The organism is Actinoplanes sp. NPDC049802, from assembly GCF_040656595.1.
In the GTDB taxonomy this organism is placed as follows: Bacteria; Actinomycetota; Actinomycetes; order Mycobacteriales; family Micromonosporaceae; genus Actinoplanes.
The window spans coordinates 1-15,639 of sequence record NZ_JBFAMR010000034.1; the positions used below are offsets into that span (position 1 = coordinate 1).

Annotated in this window: 17 protein-coding genes; 4 read left to right on the forward strand and 13 right to left on the reverse strand. The window is 68.3% G+C overall.

All coding sequences use genetic code 11. The features are described from left to right. On the reverse strand, positions 1-140 hold a 140-nt coding region (locus AB0I88_RS23295), incomplete at its 3' end, for a DUF397 domain-containing protein (protein WP_361028347.1). 261 nt (positions 141-401) lie between these two features. Here AB0I88_RS23295 and AB0I88_RS23300 point away from each other — a divergent pair. Both AB0I88_RS23300 and AB0I88_RS23305 read left to right on the forward strand, forming a co-directional pair. After that, complete coding sequence (locus AB0I88_RS23300; protein ID WP_361028113.1) at positions 402-650, forward strand: hypothetical protein; 249 nt, start codon at positions 402-404, stop codon at positions 648-650. Beyond that, positions 643-1,002, forward strand: coding sequence for a hypothetical protein (locus tag AB0I88_RS23305; protein ID WP_361028116.1), 360 nt, complete (start codon positions 643-645; stop codon positions 1,000-1,002). Before AB0I88_RS23300 ends, AB0I88_RS23305 begins: the two co-directional genes overlap by 8 nt. 54 nt (positions 1,003-1,056) lie before the next feature. Here AB0I88_RS23305 and AB0I88_RS23310 read toward each other — a convergent pair whose 3' ends face one another. The 8 genes from AB0I88_RS23310 to AB0I88_RS23345 form a co-directional block, all read right to left on the reverse strand. Then, positions 1,057-2,037 carry a sugar kinase gene (locus AB0I88_RS23310; protein WP_361028119.1) on the reverse strand — a complete coding sequence of 327 codons (981 nt, stop codon included), beginning with the start codon at positions 2,035-2,037 and terminating at the stop codon, positions 1,057-1,059. Further along, positions 2,009-2,620 carry a bifunctional 4-hydroxy-2-oxoglutarate aldolase/2-dehydro-3-deoxy-phosphogluconate aldolase gene (eda, locus tag AB0I88_RS23315; protein ID WP_361028122.1) on the reverse strand — a complete coding sequence of 204 codons (612 nt, stop codon included), beginning with the start codon at positions 2,618-2,620 and terminating at the stop codon, positions 2,009-2,011. Before eda ends, AB0I88_RS23310 begins: the two co-directional genes overlap by 29 nt. Before the next feature lie 144 nt (positions 2,621-2,764). Continuing rightward, positions 2,765-3,484, reverse strand: coding sequence for an SDR family oxidoreductase (locus tag AB0I88_RS23320; RefSeq protein ID WP_361028125.1), 720 nt, complete (start codon positions 3,482-3,484; stop codon positions 2,765-2,767). A 68-nt stretch (positions 3,485-3,552) separates the two neighbouring features. Next, on the reverse strand, positions 3,553-4,374 hold the full coding sequence (locus tag AB0I88_RS23325) for an IclR family transcriptional regulator (protein WP_361028128.1): 822 nt from the start codon (positions 4,372-4,374) through the stop codon (positions 3,553-3,555). Positions 4,375-4,401: 27 nt separating this feature from the next. Further along, a complete protein-coding gene (gene kduI, locus AB0I88_RS23330; protein WP_361028131.1) occupies positions 4,402-5,241 on the reverse strand; it encodes a 5-dehydro-4-deoxy-D-glucuronate isomerase in 840 nt (279 codons plus the stop codon). Positions 5,242-5,323: 82 nt separating this feature from the next. After that, positions 5,324-6,631: a TRAP transporter large permease gene (locus AB0I88_RS23335; RefSeq protein ID WP_361028134.1), complete on the reverse strand. Its 1,308-nt coding sequence runs from the start codon at positions 6,629-6,631 to the stop codon at positions 5,324-5,326. A gap of 12 nt (positions 6,632-6,643) precedes the next feature. After that, entirely contained in the window at positions 6,644-7,150 is a 507-nt protein-coding gene (locus tag AB0I88_RS23340; RefSeq protein ID WP_361028137.1) for a TRAP transporter small permease, read from the reverse strand. A gap of 40 nt (positions 7,151-7,190) precedes the next feature. Further along, a complete protein-coding gene (locus AB0I88_RS23345; protein ID WP_361028140.1) occupies positions 7,191-8,228 on the reverse strand; it encodes a TRAP transporter substrate-binding protein in 1,038 nt (345 codons plus the stop codon). Positions 8,229-8,493: 265 nt separating this feature from the next. Here AB0I88_RS23345 and AB0I88_RS23350 point away from each other — a divergent pair, with 265 nt between their 5' ends. Together AB0I88_RS23350 and nhaA are read left to right on the forward strand one after the other, a co-directional pair. Then, positions 8,494-9,447, forward strand: a complete 954-nt coding sequence (locus AB0I88_RS23350) for a DUF4862 family protein (RefSeq protein ID WP_361028143.1) — start codon at positions 8,494-8,496, stop codon at positions 9,445-9,447. A 17-nt stretch (positions 9,448-9,464) separates the two neighbouring features. Then, entirely contained in the window at positions 9,465-10,703 is a 1,239-nt protein-coding gene (nhaA, locus tag AB0I88_RS23355; protein WP_361028146.1) for a Na+/H+ antiporter NhaA, read from the forward strand. A gap of 170 nt (positions 10,704-10,873) precedes the next feature. On the opposite strand, the gene AB0I88_RS23360 is transcribed toward nhaA, so the two are convergent. The 4 genes from AB0I88_RS23360 to AB0I88_RS23375 all read right to left on the reverse strand — a co-directional run bounded on the left by AB0I88_RS23360 (position 10,874) and on the right by AB0I88_RS23375 (position 15,470). After that, positions 10,874-11,695: an SAM-dependent methyltransferase gene (locus AB0I88_RS23360; RefSeq protein ID WP_361028149.1), complete on the reverse strand. Its 822-nt coding sequence runs from the start codon at positions 11,693-11,695 to the stop codon at positions 10,874-10,876. Between the two features lie 89 nt (positions 11,696-11,784). Then, the gene (locus tag AB0I88_RS23365; RefSeq protein ID WP_361028152.1) at positions 11,785-13,359 is read right to left on the reverse strand and encodes a diguanylate cyclase; all 1,575 of its coding nucleotides are present in this window, start codon (positions 13,357-13,359) and stop codon (positions 11,785-11,787) included. A 129-nt stretch (positions 13,360-13,488) separates the two neighbouring features. Continuing rightward, entirely contained in the window at positions 13,489-15,039 is a 1,551-nt protein-coding gene (locus AB0I88_RS23370) for an MDR family MFS transporter (RefSeq protein ID WP_361028155.1), read from the reverse strand. After that, entirely contained in the window at positions 15,036-15,470 is a 435-nt protein-coding gene (locus tag AB0I88_RS23375) for a MarR family transcriptional regulator (protein ID WP_361028158.1), read from the reverse strand. Before AB0I88_RS23375 ends, AB0I88_RS23370 begins: the two co-directional genes overlap by 4 nt. Positions 15,471-15,639 lie beyond the last annotated feature (169 nt).

The window sequence follows — 15,639 nt, forward strand, 5'->3', positions numbered from 1 at the left end:
CGGGAGTTACGCACGGCAACATCACCACTCGGCAGGACGGCGCACTCCACGCAGTTGCCACTTGGGTTGCTGCGCCGGCTCTTCTGCCAGGTCACGCCCTGCAGCTCGCCGGCAGGCATGCCGTTGACCGCATAGGTCATTCCAAGCTCCCTAGATTTGCCCCGGATCGCCCATCGATCCGGGAATCGGTGGTCTCCGCGTGCCTAAACGGGGCGCTGATGCAAATGCACGTGCATCTGGCCTTGCGTAGTCACGAGATTCTGAGCATGATAACGCACGTACTGGTTCCTATGGGTGTCACTCAGGGTGACATCTTTAGGTGACGGGTCGGCTGCGGAGCGACGTCTGCGGCCTCGGCGCGAGGCTCCCTGGCGGGGGCGTCCGAGCGAGAGGTGACGAGTATGTCGATACCCAACGCGGGCCCCGAGCACCCCGATTCGAGTGAGCCCGGCGCGACCGACAGCTCGCGCCGGGCGAACCCGTTGGTTTATCGGGACGAGCCGTTCGCGGATGATGTGTTCGCGGCGTCGACCCGGGCCAGCGCGGTCACCCACCGTTTCGGAGGGGTGAGGTATGCGCTGAACAGGCCCGGGGACACCACCCCGCGGCGGCCGCCGGCCGAGGAGGATGAGTCCGACGCGCGTGACTGAGCTCGTTCGTTGCCGCCGCCGGCAGCGACCCGCCGGGCTGCCTCGGCCCCGAGCGCCGCGCGTCCGTGACAACCGGCTGCAGCCGAGTGGTCCCGCCTGGCCGGTGTATGAGTTCGCCGAATCGGACTACTGCTACGGCATCGGCCCGATCCGGGTTCGCCTGGTGCGGGTCAACCGGGCGCGGCCCATCCCGCACGAGGGAGACGTCTGGCTGGGCGTCCGCGCCATCGTGATCGACCGGTTCGGCCGGGAAGGCGCGGTCCGCGAGATGCTCGTCCGCGCCGGCAGCGTGCCGGTCCCCCCGGCGTGCAAGCGCCCCCGCCTGCGGGTGTTGCGCAGCACGCCCGTCTGACACCGGGTGGGCGGCGCGGTTCCCCGTGCTGGGCCGCCCACCCGGCTAAATCCGTCAGCGGCGCACTGCGGCGCCGGCGCCGTCGGCGAGCGCCATCACCTCAGCGGCCGTGGCCATCGACGTGTCACCGGGGGTGGTCATCGCCAGTGCCCCGTGCGCCGCGCCGTACTCGACAGCGACCTGAAGCGGACGCCCGCTGAGCAGCCCGTAGATCAGCCCGGAGGCGAACGAGTCACCTGAGCCGACGCGGTCGAGCACGTCAAGGTCCAGTCTCTCCCTGGCGTGAACCACTCCGGTCGACGGTGACCAGGCCACGGCGCCGAAGTCGTTGCGACTGGCGCTCACCACGCGCCGCGTGGTGGTCGCGACGACGGGCGTCTCCGGGTACGACTCGACATCCCGCACCCCGATCAATGCGTCCACGAACGGGAGCACCTCGGGCAGCAGGTCGTTACCGAGACTGGGCCGGTAGTTCACGTCGAACGACACCACGGTCCCGTGTCGCCGGGCAGCCTGTACAGCGGTGAGAACCGTGGAAGCCGCCACCGGCGACAGCGACGCGTAGATCCCGCCGGTGTGCAACCACCGCACCCCGGCGACCCCGAACAGGTGGTCCCAGTCCACGTCGGACGGCCGCATCTGCGAGGCCGCGCTGTGACCACGATCGGAGGTGCCGAGCGCTCCGCGTACCCCGAATCCGCGTTCGGTGAAGTTGAGCCCGTTACGCACCGTACGACCGACTCCGTCATAGGGCACCCAGCGCACCAGCGACGTGTCCACCCCGCCGGCCAGCATGCAGTCCTCGACGAGCCGCCCCACCTCGTTGTCGGCGAGCGCCGTGACGACCGCGGTACGCATGCCGAAGACACGTCGCATCGCGCGGGCCACGTTGTATTCGCCGCCGCCCTCGGAGACCCGGAACGTCCGCGTGGTCCGCACCCGTCCTTCCCCCGGATCGAGGCGCAGCATCACCTCGCCGAGGCTGACCAGGTCGTACCGGCAGGAGTCAGCGTCCCGCAGCCGCAACGACGTCATGCACCCCTCCGATGAGCTCTTGGATCCGGTCGAGATCGGCCGAACGCGGCACCATCCAGGAACCGCCGATCGCGAGTACCGAGGGCAGCGCGAGATAGTCACCGGCATTGGCCGCGGTGATTCCACCCGTCGGCACGAACCGCATGTCACCGAAGACCGCCGCGAGCGCGGCCACAGCCGGCGCCCCTCCCGAAGTCTCGGCCGGGAAGAACTTGACGGCCTCCAGGCCGAGCTCCCGGGCAGCCAGGACTTCCGTCGCGGTGGCCACCCCCGGGAGTACGGGTAACCCGAGCATGCCGCACCGCTCCACCACGGCACGGGACAGGCCCGGGCAGACAGCGAAGCGGGCACCGGCTTCCGCGGCGGCGGTCGCCTGCTCCGGCGTGAGCACGGTCCCCGCTCCGACCAGCAAGTCCCTGTTGCGCGCCATCGTGGCGATCGCCGCGATCGCCCCCGGCGTACGCAACGTGACCTCGGCGATCGGCAGCCCGCCACCGACCAGGGCCTTTCCGAGGTCGGCTGCCCGGGATTCGTCGTCGAGGACGACGACCGGCACGACGGGATGTCCCTCAAAGATCTTCATCGGATTACTTTCTCCAGGCCGCGACCGGCCCGGTGTTGCGAATCGTGCGCACGCGCTCGGCGACCCGGGCCGCGAGCCGCGGATCCGCGGTCGAGAAGAAGTCGCCGAACTCATCGGCGCGCCCGAGCTTTCTCGGCGCCGGCGTCAGCGGGCGAGCCAGCCGCCGTCGACGGGAAGGATGGCTCCATTGATGTAGTCGGCCGAGCTGGAGCAGAGGAAGAGCACCGCGCCGGCGATATCGGCAGGCTGGGCCCAGCGCGCGGCGGGGATCCGGCTGAGGATCTCGCCGCTGCGCTGGGGGTCCTGGCGCAGGTCGTGGGTGTTGGCGGTGGCGACGTAACCGGGGGCGACGGCGTTGACGTTGACTCCCTGGCCGGCCCACTCGTTCGCCAGGGCCTTCGTCAGGCCGGCGACAGCCGACTTGGATGATGTGTAGCCCGGGACATTCACCCCGCCCTGGAAGCTCAGCATGGACGCCATGTTCACGATCTTCCCGTGGCCGCGCTCCAGCATCGAGCGGCCGATCTCGCGGGACAGCACCCAGGTCGCGCGGAGGTTGACATCCATCACGTGGTCGAAGTCGTCGTCGGAGTGTGTCGCAGCGGGGTTCCGGCGGATCGTGCCGCCGTTGTTGACCAGGATGTCGACTTCGCGGCCGGCCAGGTCGGTTGCCAGCGCCGTCACGTCCGGCCGGATGGAGAAGTCGGCTTGCAGGGGGGTGAAGCTGCGGCCCAGTCCTTCCACCACAGAACGGATCTCGCTGGCTCCGGACGGCATGTCGTGGCTGACACCGATGATGTCAGCACCCGCGGCGGCCAGCGATTCTGCGATCGCCAGCCCGATTCCCCGGTCAGCGCCGGTCACGACCCCGACCTTTCCCTCCAGGCTGAAGCTGCGGGTGAGGTATGCGGAAGTACTGCCGGCTGGGCGCATCATGAATAGGCTCCTTCAGGTGGCGCGGAAGAGGATGAGGGGACGAATCCGAGGGCTGCCGAGATCTGCGCGGCGGTCTTGATGGCCAGCGGGGCCATCGCCTCCAGTTGCTCGCGCGTGTGTTCGATCGTCAGCGTCGAGATGCTTATCCCGTAGTTGATCTTGTGGGTCGAGTCCAGGATCGGCGCCGCCACGCAGATGACGCCGGGGACGTTCTCCGCGAGGTCGAGCGCGTAGCCGACCTCGCGGATCCTGTCGATCTCGGCGCGCAGTCCGTCCAGGGTTGTGATCGTGTTCGGGGTCAGGGTCGGCAGTCCCGCGCGAGCCACGAATCGGTGGAGCTCGTGGTCGTTGTATCCGCTGAGCACCACCTTTCCGATGCCCGATGTGTGCATGGGGATCGCAAGCCCGACCCGGGAAGGCATCCGGTAGGGCTTGTCGGAATCGGCACGGATCAGATAGATGATCTCGTCACCGTTGGCCACGCCGACGTGGACCGTGCAGTGCACCTCGTCGACCAGAGCGTCGACGAAAGGTTGTGCGATCGCGGAGATGTCGATTCGCCGCAGGGCCTGCCCGGCCAGCGAGAGGATCTTCGGGCCGGGCAGGTAGCCACCGTCGGGCGCGACCGTGACGAATCGCCGCTCGATCAGGGTGGCCAGGATGCGGTGTGTGGTGGCCTTGGCGAGACCGGTCGCCTCGACCACCTCCGAGAACCGCGCATGAGTCATGACCGCTTCCAGGACGAGCAGGGTCTTCTCGCTCGCGTTGGCACCACCGGTTAGCAGCTGGTCGGTCACTCGGACCGTGTCGTTGGTCATGAACTCACCTAACTGGAGGATGTGGGATCAGCGCATGTCAGCGATGGCGAAGCCATCCATGTCGTCGAACGACTGATTTTCCCCTGCCATCGCCCAGACGAAGCTATAACTTGCGGTGCCGACACCGGAATGCACCGACCAGCTCGGGGAGATCACAGCTTCCTCGTTGCCGACCACCAGGTGCCGGGTCTCGGTGGGCTCGCCGAGCAGGTGGACCACCCGGGCATCGGCCGGAAGGTCGAAGTACAGGTACACCTCGGTCCGCCGGGCGTGGGTGTGCGCGGGCATGGTGTTCCACATGCTGCCCGTGTGCAGGGTGGTGACGCCCATCACCACCTGGCAGCTCCGAACACCCTTCTCATGGATGTACTGGTTCAGAGTTCTCCGGTTCGATTGCTCCGGGTCACCGAGTTCCCGGACGGTGCCCTCGCCGGGAGCCACGAAGGTGGTCGGATACGCCGTGTGGGCCGGTGCGGAGAACAGGTAGAACCGGGCCGGGCCCGCCTCCCCGGCGGCGTCGCCGGACTCGAACACCACGTCGACGGCACCGCGTCCCACGTACAGGCATGCGCCGTGCTGGGCCTCGTATCTGGTGCCGTCCACGGTGATGATTCCGGGACCGCCGACATTGACGATCCCGGCCTCGCGGTGCTCGAAGAAGTACGGGCTGACGATCTCCGGGAACGTCGGGAGTGTGACCGGCCCGGTCACCGGCTTCACGCCGGCCACGACCACCCGATCGTGATGCGTGTACAGAGCGTTGACGTCGTCGTCCACGAACAGGCCGGGCACGAGGTAACGGCCACGCAGCTCGCTGGTGTCCATGCCCGGGACATGCTCGGGGCTGGTCGCGTAGCGCTGCTCCATGATTCTCCTTACAACTGTGGCGGGCAGCCCGGCCGACGGTGCGGCCGGGGCGATCCGGGTTCGGTCGAGGTATCGACCTTGGTCAGGGCATGAGGCCGAAGAGCTCCGGCAGCCAGAGCGACAGGCCAGGCGTGAAGATGACGACGATCAGGCACACCACCAGCCCGCCCAGGAAGGGCAGCAGTTGCCGGACGATGCCTTCGATCGGCTGGCCTGAGATCTTCGCCCCGACGAAGAGCACGGTTCCGACCGGCGGGGTGACGGTGCCGATGCAGAGGTTGAAGATCATCATGATGCCGAAATGGATCGGGTCGACGCCGAAGCTCGTCACGATCGGCAGGAAGATCGGCGTGAAGATCAGAACGGCCGGGGTGGCGTCCATGAACGCGCCGACGACGAGCAGGATGGCCGCGATCAGCAACAGGATGACGACCGGGTTCTCGCTGAACCCGAACATCGTGTCCGCGACCAGGTCAGGAATCTGGGAGAAGGACAGGACGAAGCCCATGATCGTCGAGGCCGCGATCAGGAACATGACCACTGCCGTGATCCTGGTGGCCTCCAGCAGGATGTTCGGGACGTCACGGAGCTTGATCGTGCGGTAGAACGCCGATTGGATCGCCGAGTAGAACACCGCGATGACAGCGGACTCGGTCGCGGTGAAGAAGCCGGCCAGGATTCCGACGATCACCACGGCGATGAGCAACAGCGACGGCAGTGCGATGAGCAGCACCCGGACGCCTTCGCGGAAGCCGACCCGCTGGGTCTCCCGCAGCTCGGGACGCCGGCGGACGTAGAGGAACACCATGATCGAGCAGGTGATCGCCCACAGAGCGCCGGGCAGGTACCCGGCCATGAACAGGGCCGCGACCGAGGTTCCCGACACCAGCGAATACACGATCATCAGGTTGCTGGGCGGGATCAGCAATCCGGCCGGGGCCGAGGCGACGTTGACCGCCGCGGAGAAGTTCTTGTCGTAACCGCCCTTGGCCGCCAGCGGGCCCATCGTGGTGCCGATCGCGGCGGCAGCCGCGATCGAGGATCCGCTGACCGCTCCGAACAGGGCGTTGGCCGCCACCGTGGTCTGGGGCAGCGAGCCCGGCACGCGGCCGACCAGCACCTTGCCGGCATTGATCAGCTGTAGGGCGATGCCGCCCTGGCTCATGATCACGCCGGCCAGCACGAAGAACGGGATGGCCAGCAGTGCGAATGAGTTGATACCTCGAAACATCTGCTGTGCCGCGGTGAGGGCACCGCTGTCGAAGCCGACCACGACGAACATGGCCAGCGCCGAGGACAGCCCTACCGCAACGCTGATCGCCGCTCCGATCAGGAGAAGAACGGCGATACCGACTACCAGTACGAGACCTGCGATTGCTGCAGTTTCCATGGTTCCTCCTTCCTATGACAGCGCGGTCTCGGCTTCCGAGTCGATCGCGTTTTCGTTGCCTTTGCCGATGTAGATCGCGTGGTAGACGTTGTAGAAGGCGATGATGACGCCGGAGATCGGCAGGGCCAGATACATCCAGCCGACGTTCGCCGGCAGCCCGGTCAGGGTCTGGTCCCACGTCAGGTCCACCACCTGGTAACCGCCCCAGACCAGGACCAATACCGCGAAGGCCAACGTGCAGAGCTGGACGACGACGGCGGTGACGCGCTGAACCTTGGCCGGCATCCGCTGAACCGCCAGATCAGCCGCGACGTGCCCGCGCTGACCGAAGACCCAGGCCGCGCCCAGCAGGCCCAGCCAGATGAACAGGTACTTTCCCAGCTCCTCCGACCAGCCGCTGGGGGAGTTCAGCACCTGACGGGCGAACACCTGCCAGCCGACGTCGAGCACCAGAGCCGCGAACAACACGATGCAGCACCAGGCCAGTACCCGGTCCACCACACCCTTGACCGCCGTCATTCCTCGAACCCTTCCGCTGTCATCCACCCGGACCGCCGGCTCATTTGGCGGCCGCACGGACCTTGGCGTGGATGCCGCGGGTCGTGTCGTTGGTGAGCTTCTGCTGCGTCAGCGGAGCGATCAAGCTGGTGAAGGCGGCCGAGTCGACCTCGTTGAACTTCGCGCCGGCCTTCTCGGCCAGTGCCTTGGACCTGGGAATCTCCTGCCCCCAGAGCGCCCCCTCCTCCTCGACCGCGATGGCGAGCTCCTCCAGGAAGGCCTTCCGGGCGTCCTCGGGCATCGCGTCCAGAACCTTCGGGTTGATCAGGAGGTAGTCGGGCAGCATCAGGTGCCGGGTGTAGCTGTAGAACTTGGCGACCTCAGCGTGCTTCACGTTGGCGTACGTGAGTTCGTTGTTCTCGGCGCCGTCCAGCACCCCGGACTGGATGGCGGTGTAGACCTCGCCCATTCCCATCGGGGTCGGGCTACCGCCCATGAGCTTCATCATGTCGATGTTCGTGTCCGACTCGATGACCCGGATCTTCAGGCCCTTCATGTCGGCGGGCGTGTTGATCGGCTTCTTCGAGGTGTACATGTTCCGCACTCCGCCGTGGAAGGCGGCGAGCACGTGCAGGCCCTGGCTGTCCAGCGAGGAGTACAGCTCGGAGACGATCGCCGGGTCGTTCGCCGTCTTCCGCTGATGTTCCTGCGAGTCGAAGGTGAACGGCAGGTTGAAGACGATGAAGTCCTTGTTGTAGCTCTCCATCAGCGGCGCGGCGATCATCGACATCTCGAGGGTGCCGGCCTTGACCAACTCGACGGTGTCCTTCTGGGTGCCCAGGGTCTCGTTCGGGAACACCTCGATGTCGTACTTGCCGTTGGTCCGCTTCTTCAGCCGCTCGCCCATGGCGTCGAGGGCGACGAACTGCGGGTGGTTCGGCTGCTGGTTGAACGCCAGCTTGAAGACCTTCTCGGCTTTCGCGCCGCCGTCCTTCGCGGCGTTCTTGCTGCTCGTCCCGTTACCAGCCGCGCACCCGGACAGGGCGAGCGCGGCGGCCATGGCCGCGGCGGTGAGGGTAACGGCCTTAATCCTTCTCATGCTGAACTCCTTCTCGATACACCGACGCGTGCCGCGCCAGGGCGGCCCGCGTGTCGGGGGCTGTCCCCCGGAGCGAGGCCCCGGGGGGTTAGGACGGTCCTTGCGTGCCCCCGATCTCAGTGCGAGACTTATATGGAACCGCGTTCCGTCGGACGGAACCATAGCGGGGGGCAGGCGAGGCGTCAATCCCCATTTGTGACCGCCGACACCCCCGCAGAAGCAGCCGCGGCTGCTGCCCCCTGCACGCCACGTCACGGAGGAATCGATGACCAACCCCGCCGGCCTGTTCCTGTCCGCGTACATCTCCGCGCCGACGGATCCCGTCGATGAAGACGCCTTCTACGATGCGGCTGCCCGGCTCGACATTGATGGGCTGGAATTCGCCCTGTTCCCGTCCGGCGCCCGGACCCTCGAACTGGACTGGATCCGGGAGCACGTCAACCCGGGACACGACCTGATCGTCTCACTCGTGCCGTCGATGATGGCCGCACTTGGCAGCACCCCGAACTACGGCTTGGCCTCGACCGATGACGTGCAGCGCAAGCGGGCGCTGAGCGACGTAGGGCGGGCGTGCGACCTGGCCGTCAGCCTCGCCGCCGAGTACGGGACCCGGCGGGTGGTCGCGATCGAGATCCACACCTCCCCCGGCCCCCGCGGTGGCTCGCTCGAGGCGTTCGAACGATCGCTTGCCGAGATCCTGACCTGGGACCGGGCCGGGGCCGAACTGCTGGTCGAGCACTGCGACGCCTACGTCCCCGGCCAGACACCCGCCAAGGGCTTCTTCCCGCTGGCCGACGAGATCGCCGTCGTCCGGTCCTTCGGCCTGCCCACCGACGTTCTCGGGATGAGCCTGAACTGGGGCCGCTGCGCCATCGAGGGGCACGGGTCGCGGCTGCCGATGGAGCACATCCAGGCCGTCACCGACGCCGGGCTGCTGCGGGCCTACATCTACTCCGGCGCGACCGGCGAGGACACCGTTTGGGGGCCTGCCTGGACCGACATGCACATCCCCAGTCGCGGTGACGCCCCCGCCCTGGCCGCCTCCGCGGCCTCCCTGCTGGGGCCCGACGAGATCGCCGAAACCCTCCGCGCGATCGGTGACACCCCGCGGATCGGGTTGAAGTTCGGCATCCGCCCGCTCGACGCCGACGTGGCGACCCGGCTTGCGGTTGTCGAGGCGACACTCGCGCAAATCGTCGCTGCCCGCGCTGCCGGCTGACCCGGCCACCACCTCCGATGACCAACCGACCCGTCGACGCCTTCAGCAGCCTGTCCCCTGGCGGCAGGCGCAACTTCACCGACACCCTCCGGGCCGAGAACGCCGGCGCGATCCTGCTCGCCATCGGGACCGTGCTGGCCCTGATCTGGGCCAACTCACCCTGGCGCGACTCCTACACCGATCTGAGCAGCATCGTGGTCGGCCCCGCCGGCCTGCACCTGAACCTCTCCATCGCGGACTGGGCCACCGACGGACTGCTGACGATCTTCTTCTTCGTCGTCGGCCTGGAGCTCAAGCGCGAGTTCGTCACGGGCCAGCTCCGCAAGCCCGCCACCGCGGCGGTCCCGATCATCGCCGCGGTCGGCGGCATGATCATGCCGGCCGCCATCTACGCCCTGGTCAACCTCGCCCACGGCGGCCCTTCGATGGGCGGTTCGGCCATACCGGTCGCCACCGACATCGCCTTCGCGGTGGCTGTCCTCACCCTGTTCGGCCGTAGGTTGCCCATCGCGCTGCGGGCCTTCCTGCTCACCCTCGCCGTCGTCGACGACCTGCTCGGCATCGTCGTCATCGCGGTGTTCTACGCCCAGGGCCTGGCCTTCGGGTGGCTGGGCGCGGCCTTCCTGGCGATCGGCGTTCTCGCCGTCCTGATCCGTCGGCACGTCACCGCCTGGATCCTGGTGCCGCTCGCCGTACTGGCCTGGGTCTTCATGCACCTGTCCGGAGTCCATGCCACGATCGCCGGTGTCCTGATCGGGTTCACCGTTCCCGCGCTGGCCCGGGACGGCCAGGACCGCAGCGTGGCCGAACGCTGGGAGCATTACTGGCGTCCGGTGTCGGCAGGGCTGGCCGTCCCGATCTTCGCCCTGTTCGCCGCCGGAGTCAGCCTGAGCCCGGACGCGCTGGCGACCACCATGACCGAGCCCGCCGCCCAGGGCGTCATCCTCGGGCTCGTGGTCGGTAAACCCCTCGGCATCATGCTGGCAACGTTCGCCCTGGTCAGACTCACCCGGGCGAGCCTTGACCCGATGGTCACCTGGCTCGACCTGCTCGCCGTCACCGCGGTCGCCGGGATCGGGTTCACCGTCGCGCTGCTGATCGGGGAACTCTCCTTCGCCCCCGGCGCCCCGCAGTCCGAACCCGTCAAAGCGGGCATCCTGATCGGGTCGCTCACCTCCGCCGTGATCGGCAGCCTGCTGCTCGCCTGGCGCAGCCGGGCGTACCAGCGCCGCGAAGTGCCGGTACCCGTCGAATAGATCAGTGACCGTGAGAACGAGTCCACCGCGACAGCCTTGATGGTCGGCGGGATTCGCTCGCCCGGTCGCTGACCGGCCCTACCGCGGGTCACGGGCTCTCCTCGAGATGGCGGGCCAATCGAGGAGAGCCCGGGTGCGGTGCCGTCACATCACGGTGCCCTTGTGGGGCATCAGGGTTTACGGGCCACGCCCGACCAGTAGTAGGCCGCCTGGGGGTCTTCGACCTCGATGTCGGGGCGCCACGCCGAGACCGGGACGATGCCGGGCTCGAGGAGCTCCCAGTCGCCGAAGAAGCGCTCGACGGCCTCGCGGCTGCGGGCGACCAGGGTCATGCCGGCGCCGGTGGCGGCGGCGACCGCGGCATCCACCGCGACCGGGTTGAAGTCGGCGGTCGGGTGGGTGATGGCCAGGCAGCTGCCGGAGGGCAGCGCGTCGCGCAGCTCGGCGACCGTGGTCCACGGGTCGTCGGCGTCGGCGAGGAGCATGAGGATGGCGATCAGGGTGAGGCCGACCGGCTTGTCGAGGTCGAGGGTTTCGCGCAGGGCCCGGTCGTCGAGGATGGAGCGGGGCCGGCGGATGTCGGCGGCGATGTACTCGCTGCGGCCGGACGGGTGGCTGATCATCAGGGCGCGGGCGTGGACCAGCACGATCGGGTCGTTGTCGACGTAGACGACGCGGGTCTCGGGCGCGATCTGCTGGGCGATCTCGTGCAGGTTGGGCCGGGTGGGGATGCCGGTGCCGATGTCCAGGAACTGGCGGATGCCCTCTTTGGCGACGAGGTCGCGGGCGACCCGGTGGACGAATTTCCGGTTTTCGCCGGCCATGTATTTCATGCCGGGGATGGCCTGGATCATCGCGTCGCCGACGGCGCGGTCGACGGCGAAGTTGTCCTTGCCGCCGAGCCAGTAGTCGTAGATGCGGGCGGAGTGCGGCACGTTGATGTTGACTCCGGGCGGGGCCACCTCGATGGGTGCGGAACTGTCCTCTGCCACGACCGCCTCCTTGCGTCACAACCCGTCGAGCCGAGCGCACCCAGCCTAGCCCGGACGATCGATCGACTTCACCCCTCGGGGCCGCGATTTCAGGCGGCCGAGGCATACCCGCGGGAGGCGGCTGAGACGACTCGATCACGTCCGGCGTGCTTGGCAGCGTACAGGCGACTGTCCGCAGTGGACAGTAGAGCCGGCTGTGTCGCGGCCGGCACGTCCGCCGCGGCGGCGACGCCGATGCTCACGGTGACCGGCAGGCCGTGCGTCAGGTCGCGCCAGTCGTGCTCACGGATCGTCCGGCGGATGTCGTCGAGCAGGGTGAACGCCCGGCCCGGGGTGGTGCCGGGCAGCACGATCAGGAACTCCTCGCCACCCATCCGGGCGGCGAAACCCTCCGGGCACCCGGCCGCCACGCCGTCGGCGAGCAGGGCGGCCACCATGATCAGGACCTGGTCGCCGGCGCTGTGCGAGAGCCGGTCGTTGACCTGCTTGAAGTGGTCGAGGTCGATGAGAGCGACGATGAGCGCCGGGTCCGTCTCGATGAGGACGGGCAGCGCCTCGTCGACGTGGCGCCGGTTGTGCAGGCCGGTGAGCGGGTCACGGCGGGCCTGCTCGCGGAACCGCTCGGCCTCCTGCCGGGCCTCGACCGTCTCGAACATCGCCTGCCGCGTACGAGTACGCGCTTCCCGCTGGAGGGAGTGCATCTTCTGGTACTCCGCGAAGAACGTCTTGTGCACCGCGAACGCCTCGGCGAAGTCGCCCCGGGCGGCGTGCAGCTCGGCCTGCTCCTGATGTACGCGGACGAGCACGTCGACGATGTCTCGTTCGGCGCACAGGGCACGGCACTCGTCGAGGCTCTGCTGCGCCCGCTGGAACGCCCCGAGTCCGCGCTGTGCCTCGGCGAGGGTCAAGAGGTACTCCGGGAGGGCGTCGGCGTCCTCGTGCCGTCCTTCGGCGTGCCGCTCGATGCAGAGCCGCATGGTCGCCTCGGCCTCGGCGAACCGCCCGTTGCCGATCTGGATGGCGCCGACCGTGTCGAGGAAGGCCGGCTCTAGGGGGATGCCCCGTTCGTCGGCGAGCCGTTGGAGGCGGTTGGCGACCTCTTCGGCACGCTGCTGGTTGCCGGTGTCGTACTCCGCGTAGGCGTGGTTGTTGAGCAGGCACAGCAGGGCCGGTGAGCCGCTGAGGACGGCCAGTTCCTCGGCCTGCGCGTAGCGGATCCGGGCGGCCTCCATCGACCCGGCCGACCACAGCGCGTCGGCCAGCTTGGTGCGGTGCCAGATGTGCATGTGGGTGGTGGACTCGTCGTCGAGCAGCTCGACCGAGAGCAGCGCGTGCTCCAGGGCCTGCTCGGAGTCGCCGAGATGCTGGTGGATGCTGGCCCAGATGAGGTGGGTGCGGGCGAGCAGGAGCCGGGCGTCGTTGCTGACGGCCCACTCGTGGACCTGCCAGATCTGCTCGGCGGCCCCGGCGATGTCGCCCGAGCGCATCCGCATGTTGGCCTGGCAGAGCCGGGCCCGGGCGATCAGGAGTGGATCGCCGAGGGCCCGGGCGGCCTCCTCGATGGAGATCGCCCGGGTCAGCTCGGCCTGTGCGTCCCAGGAACGCTCGTCCTCGATGGTGAGCAGAGCGGCCGAGAGCACTTCGGCGTCGATCGACCGCACCATCCGCCTCCTCCGTGATGCCGACAGGTGTTGTGCCGACAAGGCTCATCGGCGGGAGAACGTCCTGACTGAGGAAACCCGAGATTAGCGCTGTGTGAACGGATCATTCCAAGGAGTGCGGAGTGATCTGCCCTACTTCGTGGGCGCGGACAGGTCGACGGTGGAGCGCAGCCGGGCCGGTTTCATCGCGATGGCGGCCACCACACCGATCACCGCGACCCCCATGGAGATCAGGAAGATGTGGCCGGTGGCGTCGCCGTACGCGGACCGGATCACCTGCTGGATCGGCTCCGGCAGCGCGGCCAGGTTGAGCGAGCTGGTGCCGGAGCCGCTGCCGGCCGGTACGCCCAGAGCGGTGAGCTGCTCGGTGATCGAGTCGGTGACCCGGCGGGCGAGGACCGCGCCGAGGACCGAGACGCCGATGGTGCCGCCCAGCGACCGGAAGAACGCGACGGTGGAGCTGGCCGCGCCGATGTCCTTGAGCGCCACGGTGTTCTGCACGGCGAGGACCAGGTTCTGCATGGACATGCCGACGCCGACGCCGACGAGGGCCATGGCGAGGAAGATGTACCAGAGCGGGGTGTCGTGGTCGAGCGCGGACAGCCCGCCGAACCCGATGACCAGGATGATCGTGCCGGCCACCACGTACGGCTTGATCCTGCCGCTCTTGGTCATGGCCTTGCCGGCGATGGTCGAGGAGACCAGGATGCCGAACATCATCGGGATCATCAGCAGGCCGGCCTCGGTGGGGCTGTAGCCGCGGCCGATCTGGAAGTACTGGCCCAGGAAGACGGTGCCGCCGAACATCGCCATGCCGACCGCGAGGCTGCCCAGGATGGCCAGGGCCGTGGTGCGCTCGCGGACGATCGGCAGCGGCACCACCGGCTCGGCGACCCGCGACTCGACCCAGGTGGCGATGCCGAGCAGGGCCAGGCCGGCGCCGACCATGGCGAAGGTCTGCCAGGACAGCCAGGCGAAGGAGTCGCCCACGAACGACACCCAGATCAGGATGACGCTGACGCCCGCGGCGATCAGGGTGGCGCCCGCGTAGTCGACCTTCACGTTCTCCCGGCGCATCACCGGCAGGTGCAGGGTCTTCTGGAGCACGAGCAGGGCGATCACGGCGAACGGGGCGCCGATGAAGAAGCACCAGCGCCAGCCGAGCGCCTCGGTGTCCACGATCAGGCCGCCGAGCAGCGGGCCGGCGACGGTGGAGAGGGCCATCACGCCGCCCAGGTAACCGTTGTAGCGGCCGCGCTCCCGGGGCGGGATCATCGTGGCGATGGCGACCTGGACCAGCGCCTGCACGCCACCCATGCCGAGGCCCTGGAAGGCGCGTGCGGCGATCAGCTGCTCGGTGGTCTGGGTGAAGCCGGCCGCGAGCGAGCCGATCACGAACAGCACGATGGCGAGCTGGACCAGCAGCTTCTTGCTGTAGAGATCGGAGAGCTTGCCCCAGATCGGGGTGGACGCCGTGGCGGTCAGCAGGGTCGCCGTGATCACCCAGGTGTATTGGGTCTGGCTGCCGTTCAAGTCGCCGATGATCTTCGGCAGGGCGGTGGAGACGATGGTGGAGCTGGCCATCGCGACGAACAGCACGAGAAGGAGGCCGGAGAGCGCCTCCAGGATCTCGCGGTGCGTCATCGGGCTCTGCTCCACCCGGTCCAGGGTGGGTGCGCTCATCGAGTGGCCTCCAAAACGGTTTCCTGGGCGATCAGGTCGTGGGCGAGGCGGCTCATCGACGCGGTCAGCGCGTCGATCTCCTCGGGGCTCCAGTCGCGGAGGGCATGGCTGATCCGCTCCTGGTAGAAGGCGTGCGCCTCGTCGATCGCCTGGTGCCCGGCCGCGGTGAGGTGCAGCTGGGTGGCGCGACCGTCGTCCGGGTCGGGGGTGCGGTCCACCAGGCCGGCGCGGACCAGGGCGGCGACCGAGCGGCTGATGGTCGACGGGTCGAGGGCGTGCTCGGCGGCGAGCTCCTTCATGTGGCAGGCGCCGGCCGGCTCACGGCGCCGGATCGCGGCCAGCACGCCGACCGGCGCGGCGACGGGATGCCGCTGTTTGAGCAGCCGGACGGCCTTGAGGACGTCGTAGATCGACTTCACCAGCGGATCCATGTCCATCTCCTTGCGATGCTTGTTGCATACAACTATTCCGGCAAGATTGCTCACTGCGCAAGTTTGCTCATTGGGAACTGAATCACACGCCGGTAGGCTCAGGTACATGAGCGAGCTTGCGAGCGAATCAACTAGCTCAGGTTTGAACTCATGACGATGCCGGAGCGCA

What these genes read in the sequence shown, in the direction of transcription:
- AB0I88_RS23365 (WP_361028152.1), bottom strand. Translation starts at nt 13,359, where the DNA reads ATGGTGCGGTCGATCGACGCCGAAGTGCTCTCGGCCGCTCTGCTCACC.
- eda (WP_361028122.1), bottom strand. Translation starts at nt 2,620, where the DNA reads ATGAAGATCTTTGAGGGACATCCCGTCGTGCCGGTCGTCGTCCTCGAC.
- AB0I88_RS23375 (WP_361028158.1), bottom strand. Translation starts at nt 15,470, where the DNA reads ATGGATCCGCTGGTGAAGTCGATCTACGACGTCCTCAAGGCCGTCCGG.
- AB0I88_RS23345 (WP_361028140.1), bottom strand. Translation starts at nt 8,228, where the DNA reads ATGAGAAGGATTAAGGCCGTTACCCTCACCGCCGCGGCCATGGCCGCC.
- AB0I88_RS23300 (WP_361028113.1), top strand. Translation starts at nt 402, where the DNA reads ATGTCGATACCCAACGCGGGCCCCGAGCACCCCGATTCGAGTGAGCCC.
- AB0I88_RS23325 (WP_361028128.1), bottom strand. Translation starts at nt 4,374, where the DNA reads ATGACCAACGACACGGTCCGAGTGACCGACCAGCTGCTAACCGGTGGT.
- AB0I88_RS23340 (WP_361028137.1), bottom strand. Translation starts at nt 7,150, where the DNA reads ATGACGGCGGTCAAGGGTGTGGTGGACCGGGTACTGGCCTGGTGCTGC.
- AB0I88_RS23310 (WP_361028119.1), bottom strand. Translation starts at nt 2,037, where the DNA reads ATGACGTCGTTGCGGCTGCGGGACGCTGACTCCTGCCGGTACGACCTG.
- AB0I88_RS23370 (WP_361028155.1), bottom strand. Translation starts at nt 15,039, where the DNA reads ATGAGCGCACCCACCCTGGACCGGGTGGAGCAGAGCCCGATGACGCAC.
- AB0I88_RS23335 (WP_361028134.1), bottom strand. Translation starts at nt 6,631, where the DNA reads ATGGAAACTGCAGCAATCGCAGGTCTCGTACTGGTAGTCGGTATCGCC.
- kduI (WP_361028131.1), bottom strand. Translation starts at nt 5,241, where the DNA reads ATGGAGCAGCGCTACGCGACCAGCCCCGAGCATGTCCCGGGCATGGAC.
- AB0I88_RS23350 (WP_361028143.1), top strand. Translation starts at nt 8,494, where the DNA reads ATGACCAACCCCGCCGGCCTGTTCCTGTCCGCGTACATCTCCGCGCCG.
- nhaA (WP_361028146.1), top strand. Translation starts at nt 9,465, where the DNA reads ATGACCAACCGACCCGTCGACGCCTTCAGCAGCCTGTCCCCTGGCGGC.